The sequence below is a fragment of the Microbacterium sp. KKR3/1 genome (genome assembly GCF_021272365.1).
In the GTDB taxonomy this organism is placed as follows: Bacteria; Actinomycetota; Actinomycetes; order Actinomycetales; family Microbacteriaceae; genus Microbacterium; species Microbacterium aurugineum.
Window position 1 is genome coordinate 1245088 of sequence record NZ_JAJSDW010000001.1, and the last position, 15343, is coordinate 1260430.

The window sequence follows — 15343 nt, forward strand, 5'->3', positions numbered from 1 at the left end:
TGGCCTGTCGTGAGTGGCCTGTCGTGACTGTTCTGACGCTTCTGCGCGAGTCGCTCGGCGTGCTCATCGACACCGACGAGGCCTCGCTCGAGGAGGCCAGAGCCGATCGATCGGGCCACGCGGCCCCCGGACGCCCTCTCGCCGTCGTGCACGCGGAATGCGTCGAAGACGTCCAGAAGACCATGCGCATCGCCACCGAGACCCGTACGCCGGTCGTCATCCGCGGTGCCGGGACCGGCCTCGCCGGTGCGGCGAACGCCGGCAGCGGCGAGATCGTGCTGTCCCTGCGGCGCATGACCAAGATCCACGAGGTGCGTCCCGACGACCTGCTCGCCGTCGTCGAGCCGGGCATCCTCAACGCCGACCTCAACACCGAACTCGCACGGCACGGGCTCTGGTGGGCACCCGACCCCGCGAGCCGCGACATCTCCACGATCGGCGGCAACATCGCCACCGGCGCGGGCGGACTGCTGTGCGCCAAGTACGGTGTCGTGCGCGATGCCGTGCTCGGCGTCGACCTCGTCCTCGCCGACGGCAGGCTGCTGCATCTCGGGCATCGCAGCGTCAAGGGCGTGACGGGCCTCGACCTCACCGCGCTGGTCGTGGGCTCCGAGGGCACTCTGGGCGTGGTGGTCGGAGCGACGCTGAAACTGCGCAGGCTCGTCCCGGGCGAGACCTGCACGATCACCGCCACCTTCCCCGGCGTCCGCGCCGCTGCGGCGGCCTCCGCCGCGGTGACCGCCGCAGGCGTGCAACCGGCGATCATGGAGCTGATGGACGCCGCCAGCCTCGCGGCCGTGCACGCGTTGCTCTCGCTCCCCGCCCCCACGTCAGGGGCGGCCCAGCTGACCATCCAGACCGATGGCCCCGCGGCCGTCGCCGAGGCCGCCACGATCGCCGAGATCCTCCGCGCCCACGAGGGGGTCACGGTCGTCTCGCGCGACCGCGACGAAGGGGAACGGCTGCTGGCGATCCGCCGGTCCATGCACGCCGCGATGGCGTCGCTCGGCACCACACTCATCGAGGACGTCTCGGTGCCGCGCAGTGCGATGCCCGCGATGTTCGACGAGATCGCGCGCATCGAGCAGGAGTACGCGCTGACGATCCCGACCGTGGCGCACGCCGGCGACGGAAACCTGCACCCGAACTTCCTCTTCGACGGTCCTGAGGCACCGCCGGAGGTCTGGGCCGCGGCTGACGAGTTGTTCCGCGCAGCCATCCGACTGGGCGGGACCCTGACCGGTGAGCACGGTATCGGGGTCCTCAAGCGCCGCTGGCTCGCCGACGAGCTGGGCGAGGACCAGTGGCAGCTGCAGCGTCAGATCGCCGCGGTGTTCGACCCGCTCGGCATCCTCAACCCTGGGAAGGTCTTCAGCCCCGATGCCTGACATCCACGTGAGCGCGGCCGTGATCGCGGATGACGAGGGCCGGGTCCTGGTCGTGCGCAAACAGGGGACGACCCGGTTCATGCAGCCGGGCGGCAAGCCCGAGCAGGGGGAGACCGCGGCGCAGACCCTGATCCGCGAGCTGCACGAGGAACTGGGGGTGCTGCTCGACGAGTCCGACCTCCGCCCCCTCGGCACCTTCATCTCCGCGGCCGCGAACGAGCCGGGTCACCGTGTGGTGGCCGAGGCTTTCGCCGCCTCCCTCGATCCCGGATCCGTGACGGTCCAGGCGGAGCTGGCCGAGCTGCGGTGGATCACCCCGAGCGATGTCGCGACACTTCCGCTGGCGCCACTGAGCATCGAGCACCTGCTACCGATCGCCTGGCCCCCGCTCGCGGACTGACCGCCTCCTCCGGCGTCAGATGCCCTGCCAGGCCGGCTTGTTCGCGAAGGTGTAGCGGTAGTAGTCGGCCAGGGCGAGGCGAGACGCTGCGGCCTCGTCGACGACGACCGTGGCGTGCGGGTGCAGCTGGATCGCAGACCCCGGGAGGAGCGCGGTGAGCGGCCCTTCGACCGCGCGGGCGACAGCGTCGGCCTTCCCCTCGCCGAACGCGAGCAGCACGAGGTGGCGCGCCTTCAGGATGGTGCCGAGCCCCTGCGTGATGCAGTGCATCGGCACGTCGTCGATCGAGTCGAAGAAGCGGGCGTTGTCTTCGCGGGTCTGCTCGGTGAGGGTCTTCACACGGGTGCGCGAGGCGAACGAGGAACCCGGCTCGTTGAAGCCGATGTGCCCGTCGGTGCCGATCCCGAGGATCTGCAGGTCGACACCGCCGGCGGCGTCGATCGCGGCCTCGTAGTCGTCACCCGCGTGCTGGATCGTCGCGAGCGCGCCGTTGGGCACATGGATCCGCTCTGGATCGAGGCCGAGCGGCTCCACGACCTCGCGCGAGATGACCGACCGGTAGCTCTCCGGGTGCGCGGGATCGATGCCGACGTACTCGTCCAGGGCGAAGCCTCGCAGCTGCGAGAGATCACGACCGGCGAGCTGGGCGCGCAGAGCCTGATAGACGGGCAGCGGAGTCGATCCCGTTGCGAGGCCGAGGACGGCGTCGGCACGACGCTCGATCAGCTCCACGATCTCGGTGGCGACCAATGCGCCGGCGGCCTCGGCATTCTCGACGATGACGACCTCAGCCATGCGGGACGATCTCCTTCTCGGTGATGGATGCGCCGACCAGTGCGGCGCCGAAAGCGGCAGCGGGCGATCCCGCGGGGAGCAGTTCGATTCTCTCATCCAAGCGGAGCGACCGCATGAACGGTGACGCCTCCGCCCCCGCATGCAGCGCCGCGCGGACACCGTTCTCGAGACGGTCGCCGAGCGCGGTGAGCCCGCCCCCGATGATGACGGTCTCGACATCCGCCGAGAGCACGAGCACACGCACCGCGGCCGCAGCGCCGTGGTACAGATCATCGCGAAGGGCGGACGCCAGGGGATCGCCGGCGTCGGCGGCATCGAAGATGTCCCTGATCGGCAGCGCCCCCGGCCGCCCCCAGGCCTTGGCGAGTGCTCCCCCACCGCAGAAGGTCTCGACACAGCCGCGCTGCCCGCAGCCGCAGAGCCGTCCGCGCGGATCGACCGAGATGTGCCCGACCTCACCGGCCGTCCCGCGGGCGCCGCGCCAGATGCGTCCGTCGAGCACGATCCCGGCCGCGACGCCGGTACCGAGATTCAGATATGCCATCGACCCGGTGACCCCGCTGAGCACGGACGCCCCGAGGGCCGCCGCCTTCACGTCGTTCTCGACGCGGAAGGGTACTCCGAGGGCGCGCTCGGACCGATCCGCAAGATCGAGTGACTCCACGCCGAGATTGACCGCGTGGACGACGCGCCCCGCTTCGGCGTCTACCAGCCCCGGGATGCCGATGCCGACGGAGCCGATGCGCGAGATCGGAAGGCCGGCCTCGTCGGCAAGCGCGGCGACCGACGCCACGATGCTCTCGACGACCGCCTCCTCGCCCCATCCGGTCGGCCGGCGGTGGCGACCGATGATCTCGCCGGTGGCGTCGACGGCGACCGCGTCGATCTTGGTGCCGCCGACGTCCAGGCCCGCTCGAATCTGCCGACCGGCTCGGTCGGCGGCTCCTGCACCCTTCATCGGATGCGGCTCCCCGCGGTGTCGGCGTCGGTGCAGGCGGACGTCACGACACTCCCAGCTGTCCGGAGAGCACCATCACCGCAGCACCGCGCAGGACGATGTCGTCCTGGTGCGTCAGGCGCACGATGACGTCTTCGAACACGCCCTCGAGGGTCCGTGCGTGGAGGGTCTCGATGGCGGCGTCGATCAGGATGCCGTCGAGCAGGTCGGCCGGTCCGGACAGGACGACCTCGGAGAGGTCCAGCGCGGCGACGATGGGGGCGATGGCGATCGCCATGCGGGTTCCGGCATCACGGAGGATGTCGTCGCGGGAGTCGGGGTCGGCAGCGATCGCGGCACCCAGGCGGCTGACGCTCAGCCAGGCCTCGAGGCAGCCGTCCTTGCCGCAGGCGCATCGCGGCCCGCCGTCGGTGCCGACGACGACGTGTCCGATCTCCCCCGCGGCGAAGCGGCTGCCGAGCAGCGGTTGGCTTCCGGTGATGAGACCGGCACCGACGCCACGTCCGATCTTGATGAGCATGAAGTCGGCTTTGGCATCGCCGAAGGTGTACTCGGCCAACACGGCGGCGTTGGCATCGTTCCTGGCGAGCACGGGAAGGTCGAGATCGACCCCGAGCTTCGCTTCGAGCGGGAAGTTCGTCCATCCGAGGTTCGGTGAGCTCAGCACGACCCCGTCCGGCCGCACCACACCGGGCGTGCCGATCCCGACGCCCAGCAACGGCTGGGTGGAGGCGGCGATGAGCGTCTGCGCGAGCTCGCGCAACGCGGCATAGGCGGCTTCGCCGTCGGGCGACTCCGGGCGCGGCACCTCACGACGTTCGAGCACGTCGCCGTCGAGGCTCAGGACGGCACCGGTGAAGGCGCTGGGGCCGGAGAGATCGAGACCGAGGATCTGGTGACCGACGCGGTCGATGTCGATGAGGATCGGCGGCTTGCCGGGGCCGACGGCCTCGCGGACGCCCATCTCGATGACGATGCCGTCTGCGATGAACTCGGCGACCAGGTCGGAGATGGTCACCCGGGTCAGCCCCGTCTCGCGCGACAGGTCAGCACGGCTCATGGCTCCCGCGTGGTACAGCGTCTGCAGGACCAGGGCGCGGTTGTGTCCGCGCGCGTGCTCCGGAAGCACTTTCGAGCGGGACCGCAGGTGGCGCCCCGGGCCGAAGGCATGCGTGTTCACGCCGAGGTACTCCACCGGCGAGGCGGGACGCTGTTCATCCGAAACGGACATGTTTGTTAGTAGACCTTACGAACAAAATTTGTGCAACCTCTCCCTGCAGACCCGCGAGGAGGGTTACCGAAACGTTACATTACTTTCGATGCTCGACGGGAGTGCTCTCCGAGCGCTCCCTGAGACGGGCGACCAGGCCGGCGACGATCCCCTCCCTGGCCTCGATCGTGAGGGGCTTGCCGGGCACTCCCGGACGACGCTGATCGGGCGTGGGCCCATCCAAGGGACGATACCGCACACCCGCGGCGCGCAGACGGCGCAGATGGGTCGGAAGGCGCCGAGCGAAGTCGGCGTACGGTGCCGGCTCGCCGCCCTCCCAGAGCCGTTCGGCGATCGCCGCGAGCCGCGGGAACATCGCGAAGTCGACACGGTCACGGGTGGGCAGATGCTCGCTCCACACGTTGGCCTGACCGCCCACCGCACCCTCCTCGACGCGTAGCGTGTACGCGCGCTCGATCGTCAACGGCGGACCCACCCTGATCGGCTCCTCCGCCGACTCCGATTGCGGGTAGTCGAGATAGGCCTCGAGGTCGGGACATGCCACGACGGGGATCCCGCGCGACAGGGCGGCGCGCATCGCAACCGGCCCCCGCCAGGCGAGGATCCGCACGCCTTCCGGCACCTCGCCCTCGAGCACCTCGTCCCACGCGAGCGCCGTGCGCCCTCTGGCCCGGACGTGCGCGACGAAGTGCGCCGTGAACCACGGCTGCACGTCGTACGGGGTGGCGAGTCCGAGTTCCGTCATCCGCGCGGCGGCCGCCGGGCTTTCCGCCCACTCGGTCACGGGGACCTCATCGCCGCCGATCCCGATCCACTCCGACGAGAACACCTCGCACAGGGCATCGATCGCCGCGCGCCCGAACGCCAGCGCGGCCTCGGTCGGCGCGAGGGTGCGGGGATTGACCCCGAAGCGCTCCCACGCGGAGGCAGCCGGGTCGGCGACATCGACGTTGCCGAGCTGCGGGTAGGCGGCGAGCGCGGCCTGGACATGGCCGGGCAGCTCGACCTCCGGCACGAGCGTCACGAAACGACCGGCCGCGTAGGCGACGAGCTCGCGCAGCTCTGCGGTGGTGTAATACCCCTCATGCACGCCCGGCTCAACGGTCGCGAGCGGACCATGACCGCGCTGCGTCGCTTCTCGGCGCGAGCCGACCTCGGTCAGCAGCGGGTAGCCGGGAACCTCGAAGCGCCACCCCTGGTCATCGCTGAGGTGCAGATGTAGGACGTTGAGGTGGTGCTCGGCGAGGAGGTCGATCACCCGACGCACCTCGTCGACCGGGCGGAAGTGCCGCGCCACATCGAGCATGACCCCGCGCCAGCCGTATGCGGGCGCCCCCTCCCACGCACCGGCCGGGATCAGCGCCGACTCCGCATCCGGATCGCGCAGCTGTCGCAGCACCGTGGCGCCCCGGAACACCCCGGCCGCACTCGCGCCCCGGACCTCGATGCCGTCGGCGTCCACGCGCACACGGAAGGCCTCGTCGGCGATGCGGCCGTTCGACGCCGCCGCGGCGCCGAGGTCACCGTCGATGAGCAGCCGGATGGGTGCAGCGGCATCGTGCCCTCCGCCGCCCAGCCACGCGACCGCGGCCGCGACCTCCGGTGACCCGGCGATCGGTGTCCCGCTCGTCCAGACGAAGCCGGGCTCCGCAGCTTCGATGTGCGCCCGGACGCGGGGTACCGTCGACCGATGTGCCGCCGGTGGCATCCTCAGCGCCCGCCCCGGCGCGGCCCCCGTGGGTTCGCCGTCGGAGACCACGGCCACGCCGTCGACCAGCACCTCGACGATGCCCTGCGGAGCGGTGAAGGGGCTGTCGAAGGTGGCGCCCGCGGCGATCGTCTCCGGATCGAACAGCACCAGGTCGGCGATCGCTCCCTGCCGGATGACGCCGCGCGGGGCGTCTCCGCGGTCGAGGCCCAAGCGACGCGCAGGCGTCGCGGAAAGGTGCTGGACAGCTTCCTCCAGCGTGAGGACTCCGAGCTCGCGCACGTAGTGTCCGAGGTACCGGGGGAAGGTGCCACGGCCCCGCGGGTGCGGTCGGGCACCGATCAGGATCCCGTCGCTTCCTCCCGAGTGCTGCGGATGGCGCATGATCGCGCGCACGTTCTCCTCATCACCGATGTGCATCAGGATCCCGGTGGCACCGGCATCGGCGAGCACCGTGTCGAGCACGACATCGACGGCCCGTCGTCCGGTCGTCTCGGCGATCTCCTCCACCGTGCGACCGACGAGATCGGCGAGTGCGGGGTTGGCGGTGCCGGAGATCTGGATCTGCGTCCAGTCCGCCGTCTCGCCGTGGAACCCGTCGCAGCCGATGTCCTCGAGCTCTGAGCGCACGGCTTCGCGACCGGCGGCATCGAGGTCCGAGATGACACGCAGCAGGTCGCCCGTCGCTGCCAGCCTGCTCGGCAGCAGAGCCGCGAGCGTCGTCGCACCGGGCAGGTAGGGGTAGGTGTCCAGGGTCACGTCGACACCGTCGGCGATGGCCCCGTCGATCACTGCCAGCAGTTCCTCGGCGCGTCCCTTGTTCGGAGCAAAGTTCATGGTGGCGTGCGTGAGATGCACGGGGCAGCCGGTACGGCGACCGATGTCGAGCGCCTCCCGGTAGGCATCGAGCGCTCCCCCGCCGTAGCTGCGGGTGTGCGGCGCCCAATATCCGCCACGCTCGGCGACCACCCGGCACAGCGCCTCGAGTTCGGCTGCGTCGGCATACATCCCGGGCGTGTAGGTGAGGCCGCTCGACATCCCGAAGGCGCCGGCGTCGAGAGCCGCGCCCAGCAGCTCCGCCATCGCGGTGATCTCCTCGGCGGTCGCCGGACGGTTCTCGTGACCGACCACCATCATCCGGAGGTTCCCCTGGGGCACGAGGACAGCGGCGTTCGCGACCGTCGCCGCGTCGATCGCGGAGAGGAGGTCGTCCATGGTGCGCCAGGGCGTGTTGGCGGGCATCCCGTTCCATCCGGCGATCTGGCCCGGGATGACCGCGGCGGTGGCGTCGTCGAGCGGCGCATAGCCGAGACCGTCCTGGCCGAGGACCTCGGTCGTCACGCCCTGCCGGATCTTCGCGTCGTGGGCGGTGCCGCTCAGCACCGCGAGCTCGCTGTGGGCGTGCATGTCGATGAATCCGGGCGCGAGCACGAGACCGTGCGCGTCGATCTCGATCGCCCCGTCCGGAAGGTCGAGGACGTCGTCCGGCTCCGCGACCGGCAGGACCGCGACGACCCGGGCACCTTCGACCGCCACGTCGGCAACGAAGCGGGCGGCACCCGTCCCATCGACGACCGTCGCTGAGCGATACACCCGCACCAGCCCGACCGCAGCCTTCTCCGCGCTCAGAAGCATGTCGCGACCGCTCCGATCACGCGAGGATCAGCGGCGTCAGGATCGTCGATGACCGCGACCACCCGCCACTTGTCGAACGCCGTGCACGGGTGTGAGAGACCGAGACGCACGACGTCACCGACGGCCACCGCCGCACCGTCCGCGAGATGGAGGAAGGCATGCTGGTCGTTCAGGGCGGTGATCTCCCCCGAGACGGACTGCGGCACGGGCAGGTCCAGATCGAACGGCACATCCCGCCGCCCCGCATCGAGCAGGGCGAGTCCGTCCTCCGGCTGCGACACGACGCGGGACCAGGCGTGCATCGCGGAGCGAAGCGGCGCGGTGCCGGTCACGGGGCCGAACGGGGACATCCTCGAATAGAAGCCGTCGTCGTGGATCTGGAACGCGCCCGAGCGGAGGACGACATCCGCCCCGGCCCCCGCGGAGGAAAGCACAGCCGCCGCGCGGTCGGGAAACGCGCTGCCGCCGGCACTGAGCACGGGCCGGACACCTTCGGGGTACTCCACCCTCGTATGCAGCGCGACCAGGGTCCGGAGGTAGGCGTCGACAGCCTCGATGGACGCGTCACTGCGGTCCGGTCCGAACGGTCCCTCGTAACCCGTGACACCGGCGAGCCGGAGACCGGGGGCGTCCGAGATCGCCTGAGCAATCCGCTCCCCCTCTGCCACGGTCCGCGCGCCCGTGCGGCCGTGGGCGCCGCCCAGCTCGACGAGGACATCGAGCGGTCGTGCCGCATCACCCATCCCCGCCGCCAGGATCTCCACCCCGGCGATCGAGTCCGCCCAGCACAGGACACGCAGATCCTCGTCGGCGGCGAGCAGCTCACCGAGTCGACGCACGGCGGCGCGGTCGGTGACGGCGTTGGCGATCAGGACGGTCGGGACGCCCGCGTCGATCGCCACCTCGGCCTGCCACGGCGTGGCGACCGAGATGCCCCACGCACCCGCGTCGAGGAGCCGCTGCCAGAGCGCCGGCGCCATCGTGGTCTTGCCGTGCGGGGCGAGCATCACCCCCTGCTCCTTCGCCCAGGCGAACACGGTCTCCTCGTTGTGGCCCAGCGCCTCTTCGTGCACCGTGAGCACCGGGGTGACGAGATCGGAGAGGCGCAGTCCGGCGTCGGGCACCTCCGAGAGACGGAGTCCCGCGGCGCGTGCCGGGAAGCCCTTCGTCCAGGCGCCGAGAACGGGATCCGGAATTTGTAGAGGCATCTAACAAGGCTACTAGGCTGGCGGCATGACCGCGAAAATCCGAGTTTCCACCGACGCCGCCCCCGCCCCCGCCCACACCTTCTCCCAGGGGATCCGCAAGGGTCCGTTCGTGCAGGTCTCCGGGCAGGGCCCCGTCGACCCGCAGACGAACGAATACCTCTACCCGGGGGACGTCGCCGCGCAGACCACTCGCACCCTCGAGAACGTCAAGGCGATCGTGGAGGCATCGGGCGCGACCTTCGATGACGTCGTGATGCTGCGCGTCTACCTCACCAAGCGCGAGGACTTCCCGATCATGAACGACGCCTACGGTGCGTTCGTCACGGCACACACCACGAGCGGCGTGCTCCCCTCGCGGACCACCGTCTTCACCGGCCTGCCGCGGGAGGAGATGCTCGTCGAGATCGACGGCATCGCAATCATCGACTGACCCCCGGAGCGCGGGGGGTGACGATACCACGGACCGTTGCCTCCCCGTTACCTCCCATCCCGTACCATTGATCCCCAGGACACGTTTGAGAACCGGGGGGTGAAGTTCGTGACCGATCTGATTTCTGCGCCGGGCGCAGCCGAGGCGCACGGAGACGACTCCGCCCCGACGGCCGTGCTCACGCCGTCAGACGCGCCGACCGACGCCGTGCCGCCCACCACCGGCGAGCAGCCGCTGGCCTGGGCTCCGATCGAACCGGCCCCCAAGAAGCGGCACCTCGGCCTCTGGATCGGCATCGGTCTCGGCGCCGTCGCTCTGGCCGCAGGCGCCGCATCCCTGGTCCTCATCGCACCGGGCACCACCGTCGCCGGAGTGCCGGTCGGATGGATGACTCCGGGTGCTGCCGCCGAGGCCATCAGCACGCAGATCGCTCAGACCGAGGTCACCCTGACGGGTGCGGGAGAAGACACCGTGCTCACCGGCGCAGACCTCGGCGCCACGGTCGACGCCACCGCACTCGCCGACACCGCTTTCGCAGAGCGTCCGCTCTGGAATCTCGGCATGTGGATGGGCGATCCCGTCCCGGGCGAGATCACCCTCGATGCCGACACCGCGTCCGCGGCGCTGCGCAGCGCCGTCCCGACGAGCTTCGACGACCCGGTGGACGCCGGTGTCATATTCGACGCGGCCGCCGGCACCTACGTCATCACCCCGTCCGAGGCCGGCACCGGAATCGATGTCGACGATCTCAACGCCGCCTTCGCCGACGCGGTCGCCGGCGGGAGCACGACGTTCGACTACCCGGGTGGTCCTGCCGAAGCCCTGCCCGCCGTCTCCGACGACGACGCCACGGCCACGGCCGCCTCCCTCAACACCATGCTCTCGACCATCGGCTTCTACGTGGGCGATGAACGCACCGTCCCCGTCGCGCCGGCAGTCGCCGCCAGCTGGCTCACCGTGATCGATGAAGACGGCCAGCTGCGCATCGAGGCCGACCCCGCGACCATCCAGGCGACCGTCGACACGCTTCCCGGACTCGTCGACCGCGCTCCGGTCAACGCCACGAACATCGTCGACTCCGGCGGCACCGTGCTCCGCGCCGAGCGGGAGGGCGTCGCAGGCCGCGCGCTCGGTGACACCTCAGACGTCGCGGCGGAGTTCGCTCAGCAGCTCGCCGCGGGCGACGGCGTCTACAAGCTCACGGTCACCGAGACCGCATTCGAGACGGTCAACCTCTTCCGTCGTATCGAGATCAACCTGAGCCAGCAGCGCACGTACCTCTTCGAGAACGACGAGGTCGTCAAGTCCTGGGCCGTCTCCACCGGCCTTCCGGGCACCCTGACCCCGGCGGGCAACTTCCGAGTGTTCGCGCACACGGCGATGCAGGACATGGGTTGCTTCGAGGGCGCGCCCTACTGCACGGAAGACGTCCCGTGGATCACCTGGTTCGCCCCGAACATCGGCTTCCACGGCACCTACTGGCACAACAACTTCGGTCAGCGGATGAGCCACGGCTGCGTCAACCTGCCGATCGATCTGGCCAAGTACGTCTACGACTGGTCCCCCGAGGGCCTCGAGATCTCCGTCTACTACTGATCCGCACGCACGCCTGATCCGCACGCACCGCTGATCCGCGCCGGCCGCGCAGATGCATGACCGAACCACACGTGCATGACCCCGCCCCCGGACCGGGTCATGCACGTGGTCGGGGATCATGCATCCGGAAGGGAGCTGGGGCGGCGGACGGAGCGGCACCGGAGAGCAGGGACAGGAAAGGGGGCGGATGCCGAAGCATCCGCCCCCTTTCCCGTGGATCAACGCAGGGCGTCGACGATGCCGTTCAGCGTCACGGACGGGCGCATGACAGCGGAGACGAGGGCGTCATCGGGACGGTAGTAGCCGCCGATCTCCACCCGCGCGCCCTGCACTGCGTTGAGCTCGGAGACGATCTTCTCCTCGTTCTCGGTGAGCGTCGCGGCGATCGGGGCGAAGGCCGCAGCGAGTTCGGGGTCCTTCGTCTGCTTCGCGAGCTCCTGCGCCCAGTACAGGCCCAGGTAGAAGTGGCTCCCACGATTGTCGATCGTTCCGAGCGCGCGTCCCGGTGAACGGTCCTCTTCGAGGAAGGTTCCGGTCGCGGCGTCGAGGGTCTCGGCCAGCACCCGCGCCTTCTCGTTGCCCGTGCGGTCGGCGAAGTGCTCGAGCGAGGCGGCCAACGCGAAGAACTCGCCCAGCGAGTCCCAGCGCAGGTAGTTCTCCTCCACCAGCTGCTGCACGTGCTTGGGTGCGGATCCTCCGGCCCCCGTCTCGAACAGTCCACCGCCGGCGAGGAGCGGCACGATCGAGAGCATCTTGGCGCTCGTGCCGACCTCGAGGATCGGGAACAGGTCGGTCAGGTAGTCGCGCAGCACGTTGCCCGTCACCGAGATGGTGTCCAGGCCGTGGCGCATACGCGCGAGCGTGTAACGCGTGGCTTCCTCGGGCGCGAGGATCGTGATCGTGAGCCCCTTGGTATCGAGCGTCGCGAGCCCCTGGTGCACCTTGGCGATGATCTGCGCGTCGTGCGAGCGGTTGGCGTCGAGCCAGAACACCGCGGGGTCGCCGGTGGCACGGGCACGCGAGACCGCGAGTCGGACCCAGTCCATCACCGGGATGTGCTTGGTCTGCGTCGCGCGCCAGATGTCGCCCTTGCCGACCGTGTGCTCGATGACGACGGTGCCCTCGCTGTCGAGCACCTGGACGATGCCGTCCGCCGCGATCTCGAAGGTCTTGTCGTGGCTGCCGTACTCCTCGGCCGCCTGCGCCATCAGCCCCACGTTGGGGACGGTGCCGATCGTGGCGGGGTCGAGCGGACCGTTGGCGATCACGTCGTCGATCACGGCCTGGTAGACGCTCGCGTAGGAGGAGTCGGGGATGACGGCGAGCGTGTCCGCCTCTTCCCCGTCCTTGCCCCAGAGCTTGCCGCCGTTGCGGACGAGCGCGGGCATCGACGCGTCGACGATCACATCGCTCGGCACGTGCAGGTTCGTGATGCCCTTGTCGGAGTTCACGTACGAGAGGCGGGGCCCCTCGGCGATGGCTTTGTCGAAGGCCGCGGCGATCTCTTCGCCCCCCGCGACGTTCGCGAGCCCGCTGAGGATCGATCCGAGGCCGTCGTTCGCGCTGAGCCCGGCAGCGGCGAGCTGATCGCCGTACTGCGCGAACACGTCGGCGAAGAAGGCCCGCACCACGTGACCGAAGATGATCGGGTCGCTGACCTTCATCATGGTGGCCTTGAGGTGCACCGAGTAGAGCACGTCGTCGGCCTTCGCGGCCGCCAGAGTGTCGGCGAGGAACGCGTCGAGCTCCGTGGCTGAGAGGAAGGTCGCGTCGATGATCTCGCGCGGCAGGACCTTCAGTCCTTCCTTGAGCACCGTGACCGTGCCGTCTTCCGCGGTGTGACGGAAGCTGAGCACGTCGTCGTGGGCCGCGACCCAGGAACGCTCGTTGTGCTTGAAGTCGTCGTGACCGAGGGTCGCGACACGGGTCTTCGATCCCGCAGCGAACGGCTTGTTGCGGTGCGGGTGCTTCTTCGCGTAGTTCTTCACCGCGAGAGGAGCGCGGCGGTCACTGTTGCCCTCACGCAGCACCGGGTTCACGGCGGAGCCCTTGATGCGGTCGTAGCGGGCCCGGACGTCCTTCTCCTCGAGCGACGACGGCTCGTCCGGGAAGTCCGGGATGTCGTAGCCCTGCGCCTGCAGCTCGGCGATCGCGCCCTTGAGCTGGGGAATGGACGCCGAGATGTTCGGCAGCTTGATGATGTTCGCCTCGGGGAGCGTGGCGAGTCCGCCGAGCTCCGCAAGCGCATCGCCGACCTGCTGCTCCGGCGAGAGCTTCTGAGGGAAGGCGGCGAGGATGCGTCCTGCCAGCGAGATGTCGCGAGTCTCGACCTCGATGCCTGCCTGGCCGGTGTAGGCCTGGATGATCGGTAGGAACGAGGCGGTGGCGAGCGCCGGCGCTTCGTCCGTGTGCGTGTAGATGATGGCGTCGTCGGTCACCAGGTGGTTCTCCGCTCTGATAGTCAATTTGTCTCGACACCAAGATACCTGAGTGGCTCTGACCGCGTGGCCGGGCCGGGGCCGCCGACGCCTCCCGGGCATGATGCGCGAGCACGCCGAAGTGAAATGTTCCGCGGGGACGTGTGCCTCCGCGTCGGAGGGGTTAGCCTGGGTGCATGTCCGAACTGCGCATGGTCGAACTCTCCGCTGCGACGATCGTCGCCGTGAACAACCTGTCGCTCAAGCCCGGACAGGAGCAGTTCCTCGCTCCCGTCTCGTACGGGATCGCGGCCACGGTCATCAATCCGAAGACGTCCTGGCAGCGGGTGATCCTCGACCGCAACGAGGTCGTCGGCTTCGTCAGCGCGAACTTCGACGACGAAGCGCCGGAGGAGCACTTCCGCTCCGTGCTGTGGCGCATCAACGTGGACGCCGATGATCAGGGACGCGGCGTCGGCCGGTATGCGGTCGAGTCCCTCATCGACGAAGCCCGCGCACGTGGTGTCGACCACGTCAACGTGATCTACGAGGCCGGAGAGGGCGGTCCGGAGACGTTCTTCCACCGCGTCGGGTTCACGCCCGTCGGCGAGACCGCCTACGGCGAGGTCATCGCCGAGATCCGAGTCACACCCTAGACCGGCGGCGGGGTCTCGAATCCCCTCCCCCATCGAGACCTCGTCGCCCTCGGCTGCGGGACCGCTCCCACGCACCTTCGGGGCCGCGTGCGCCTCGCGTGGTCAGCGATCGCTGCGGGGCGGGTCTCCGCGGCGCCCTCGCGAGGCCCAGTTGGTCAGCGCCGAAGCCGCCGAGGCAGCCGCTCGTTCGATCGCCTCGGTCGAACGAGCGATGGCATCCTGAGCCGCGTCCTGCCAGGCGGGCGCCGCCGGCACCTCTCCCGCCTTGACCCGGGCCGCGTGCTCGGCGACCTCGAAGGCACTCGCGAGCGCCGCCACCGCATCCCGGTACGCGGCGAACTCGGCGGGCGTCGGCCGATCCCCGAGGCCGCGTCGGAGCTCGCTCGCCCGCTCCGATGCACGCAGATACGCGACCGTCGCCGGCTGCTTGATGTCGGTCATCTCGGGATAGGCGATCTGGCGCGCGGGGTCGGTCTCATAGACCATCCACCGGGCGACCACCGCATCATGCGTGGAGCGCAACCGGTCGAGGGGACGGGGAGCGGAAGCCGCGGGAACAGCGGCTCTTGCGGCGTGGAGCCTCGCCTGCTTGGCCTTGACGTCGGCCGCACACGCTTTGGCGTCGCGCTCGACGTCACGCAGCATGCGCCGGGAGCTCGCGACCTGATCGGGGGACGCCCGCCGCGCCGCGCGCTCCGCCACGACCCTGGCATGATCGGCGCGGGCGACCTTGAGCGCCGCGCGCCTCTCGACGAGTGCAGCCTGGGCCATCCGGAGGTCGTGCCGCGCCGCATCGACCTCGAGGCGCCGCCCGCTCATGGTGCTCCGCCTGCGCAGGCCGATCCAGCCGACCGTTCCTGCCGCGGCCGCGGTCGGCGCGAGCCACCACCACTCGGCGGCGAGCAGCAACGGGTCCATGAT

12 protein-coding genes are annotated in these 15343 nt (G+C 70.1%); 5 read left to right on the forward strand and 7 right to left on the reverse strand.

All coding sequences use genetic code 11. The features are described 5' to 3' along the window. The first annotated feature begins 23 nt into the window (after window positions 1–23). Complete coding sequence (locus tag LVJ59_RS05975) at window positions 24–1388, forward strand: FAD-binding oxidoreductase (RefSeq protein ID WP_232762352.1); 1365 nt, start codon at window positions 24–26, stop codon at window positions 1386–1388. After that, a complete protein-coding gene (locus tag LVJ59_RS05980; protein WP_047519834.1) occupies window positions 1381–1788 on the forward strand; it encodes an NUDIX domain-containing protein in 408 nt (135 codons plus the stop codon). The genes LVJ59_RS05975 and LVJ59_RS05980 overlap by 8 nt, the downstream gene beginning before the upstream one ends. Window positions 1789–1803: 15 nt before the next feature. Here the strand turns inward: LVJ59_RS05980 and nagB are convergent, their stop codons facing one another. The 5 genes from nagB to LVJ59_RS06005 all read right to left on the reverse strand — a co-directional run bounded on the left by nagB (window position 1804) and on the right by LVJ59_RS06005 (window position 9323). After that, on the reverse strand, window positions 1804–2583 hold the full coding sequence (gene nagB / locus LVJ59_RS05985; RefSeq protein ID WP_047519835.1) for a glucosamine-6-phosphate deaminase: 780 nt from the start codon (window positions 2581–2583) through the stop codon (window positions 1804–1806). Further along, window positions 2576–3541, reverse strand: a complete 966-nt coding sequence (locus LVJ59_RS05990) for an ROK family protein (RefSeq protein ID WP_232762353.1) — start codon at window positions 3539–3541, stop codon at window positions 2576–2578. The genes nagB and LVJ59_RS05990 overlap by 8 nt, the downstream gene beginning before the upstream one ends. Before the next feature lie 43 nt (window positions 3542–3584). Next, complete coding sequence (locus tag LVJ59_RS05995; RefSeq protein WP_232762354.1) at window positions 3585–4772, reverse strand: ROK family transcriptional regulator; 1188 nt, start codon at window positions 4770–4772, stop codon at window positions 3585–3587. Window positions 4773–4851: 79 nt separating this feature from the next. Beyond that, window positions 4852–8115 (reverse strand): family 20 glycosylhydrolase, encoded by a 3264-nt coding sequence (locus tag LVJ59_RS06000; RefSeq protein ID WP_232762355.1) that lies wholly within the window; start codon window positions 8113–8115, stop codon window positions 4852–4854. Next, window positions 8106–9323, reverse strand: coding sequence for an alanine racemase (locus LVJ59_RS06005; RefSeq protein ID WP_232762356.1), 1218 nt, complete (start codon window positions 9321–9323; stop codon window positions 8106–8108). Before LVJ59_RS06005 ends, LVJ59_RS06000 begins: the two co-directional genes overlap by 10 nt. 25 nt (window positions 9324–9348) lie before the next feature. On the opposite strand from LVJ59_RS06005, the gene LVJ59_RS06010 reads away from it, so the two are divergent. Then, the gene (locus LVJ59_RS06010) at window positions 9349–9753 is read left to right on the forward strand and encodes a RidA family protein (protein ID WP_134353195.1); all 405 of its coding nucleotides are present in this window, start codon (window positions 9349–9351) and stop codon (window positions 9751–9753) included. A 99-nt stretch (window positions 9754–9852) separates the two neighbouring features. Beyond that, on the forward strand, window positions 9853–11349 hold the full coding sequence (locus tag LVJ59_RS06015) for a L,D-transpeptidase family protein (RefSeq protein WP_232762357.1): 1497 nt from the start codon (window positions 9853–9855) through the stop codon (window positions 11347–11349). Window positions 11350–11567: 218 nt separating this feature from the next. Here LVJ59_RS06015 and LVJ59_RS06020 read toward each other — a convergent pair whose 3' ends face one another. Next, complete coding sequence (locus LVJ59_RS06020) at window positions 11568–13787, reverse strand: NADP-dependent isocitrate dehydrogenase (RefSeq protein ID WP_134353193.1); 2220 nt, start codon at window positions 13785–13787, stop codon at window positions 11568–11570. A gap of 176 nt (window positions 13788–13963) precedes the next feature. Here LVJ59_RS06020 and LVJ59_RS06025 point away from each other — a divergent pair, with 176 nt between their 5' ends. Next, window positions 13964–14422, forward strand: a complete 459-nt coding sequence (locus tag LVJ59_RS06025) for a GNAT family N-acetyltransferase (RefSeq protein WP_131492478.1) — start codon at window positions 13964–13966, stop codon at window positions 14420–14422. A 102-nt stretch (window positions 14423–14524) separates the two neighbouring features. On the opposite strand, the gene LVJ59_RS06030 is transcribed toward LVJ59_RS06025, so the two are convergent. Then, window positions 14525–15340, reverse strand: a complete 816-nt coding sequence (locus LVJ59_RS06030) for a hypothetical protein (protein WP_232762358.1) — start codon at window positions 15338–15340, stop codon at window positions 14525–14527. Window positions 15341–15343: the final 3 nt, after the last annotated feature.

What these genes read in the sequence shown, in the direction of transcription:
- LVJ59_RS06030 (WP_232762358.1), bottom strand. Translation starts at nt 15,340, where the DNA reads ATGGACCCGTTGCTGCTCGCCGCCGAGTGGTGGTGGCTCGCGCCGACC.
- LVJ59_RS06005 (WP_232762356.1), bottom strand. Translation starts at nt 9,323, where the DNA reads ATGCCTCTACAAATTCCGGATCCCGTTCTCGGCGCCTGGACGAAGGGC.
- LVJ59_RS05990 (WP_232762353.1), bottom strand. Translation starts at nt 3,541, where the DNA reads ATGAAGGGTGCAGGAGCCGCCGACCGAGCCGGTCGGCAGATTCGAGCG.
- nagB (WP_047519835.1), bottom strand. Translation starts at nt 2,583, where the DNA reads ATGGCTGAGGTCGTCATCGTCGAGAATGCCGAGGCCGCCGGCGCATTG.
- LVJ59_RS06000 (WP_232762355.1), bottom strand. Translation starts at nt 8,115, where the DNA reads ATGCTTCTGAGCGCGGAGAAGGCTGCGGTCGGGCTGGTGCGGGTGTAT.
- LVJ59_RS06025 (WP_131492478.1), top strand. Translation starts at nt 13,964, where the DNA reads ATGTCCGAACTGCGCATGGTCGAACTCTCCGCTGCGACGATCGTCGCC.
- LVJ59_RS05980 (WP_047519834.1), top strand. Translation starts at nt 1,381, where the DNA reads ATGCCTGACATCCACGTGAGCGCGGCCGTGATCGCGGATGACGAGGGC.
- LVJ59_RS05995 (WP_232762354.1), bottom strand. Translation starts at nt 4,772, where the DNA reads ATGTCCGTTTCGGATGAACAGCGTCCCGCCTCGCCGGTGGAGTACCTC.
- LVJ59_RS06010 (WP_134353195.1), top strand. Translation starts at nt 9,349, where the DNA reads ATGACCGCGAAAATCCGAGTTTCCACCGACGCCGCCCCCGCCCCCGCC.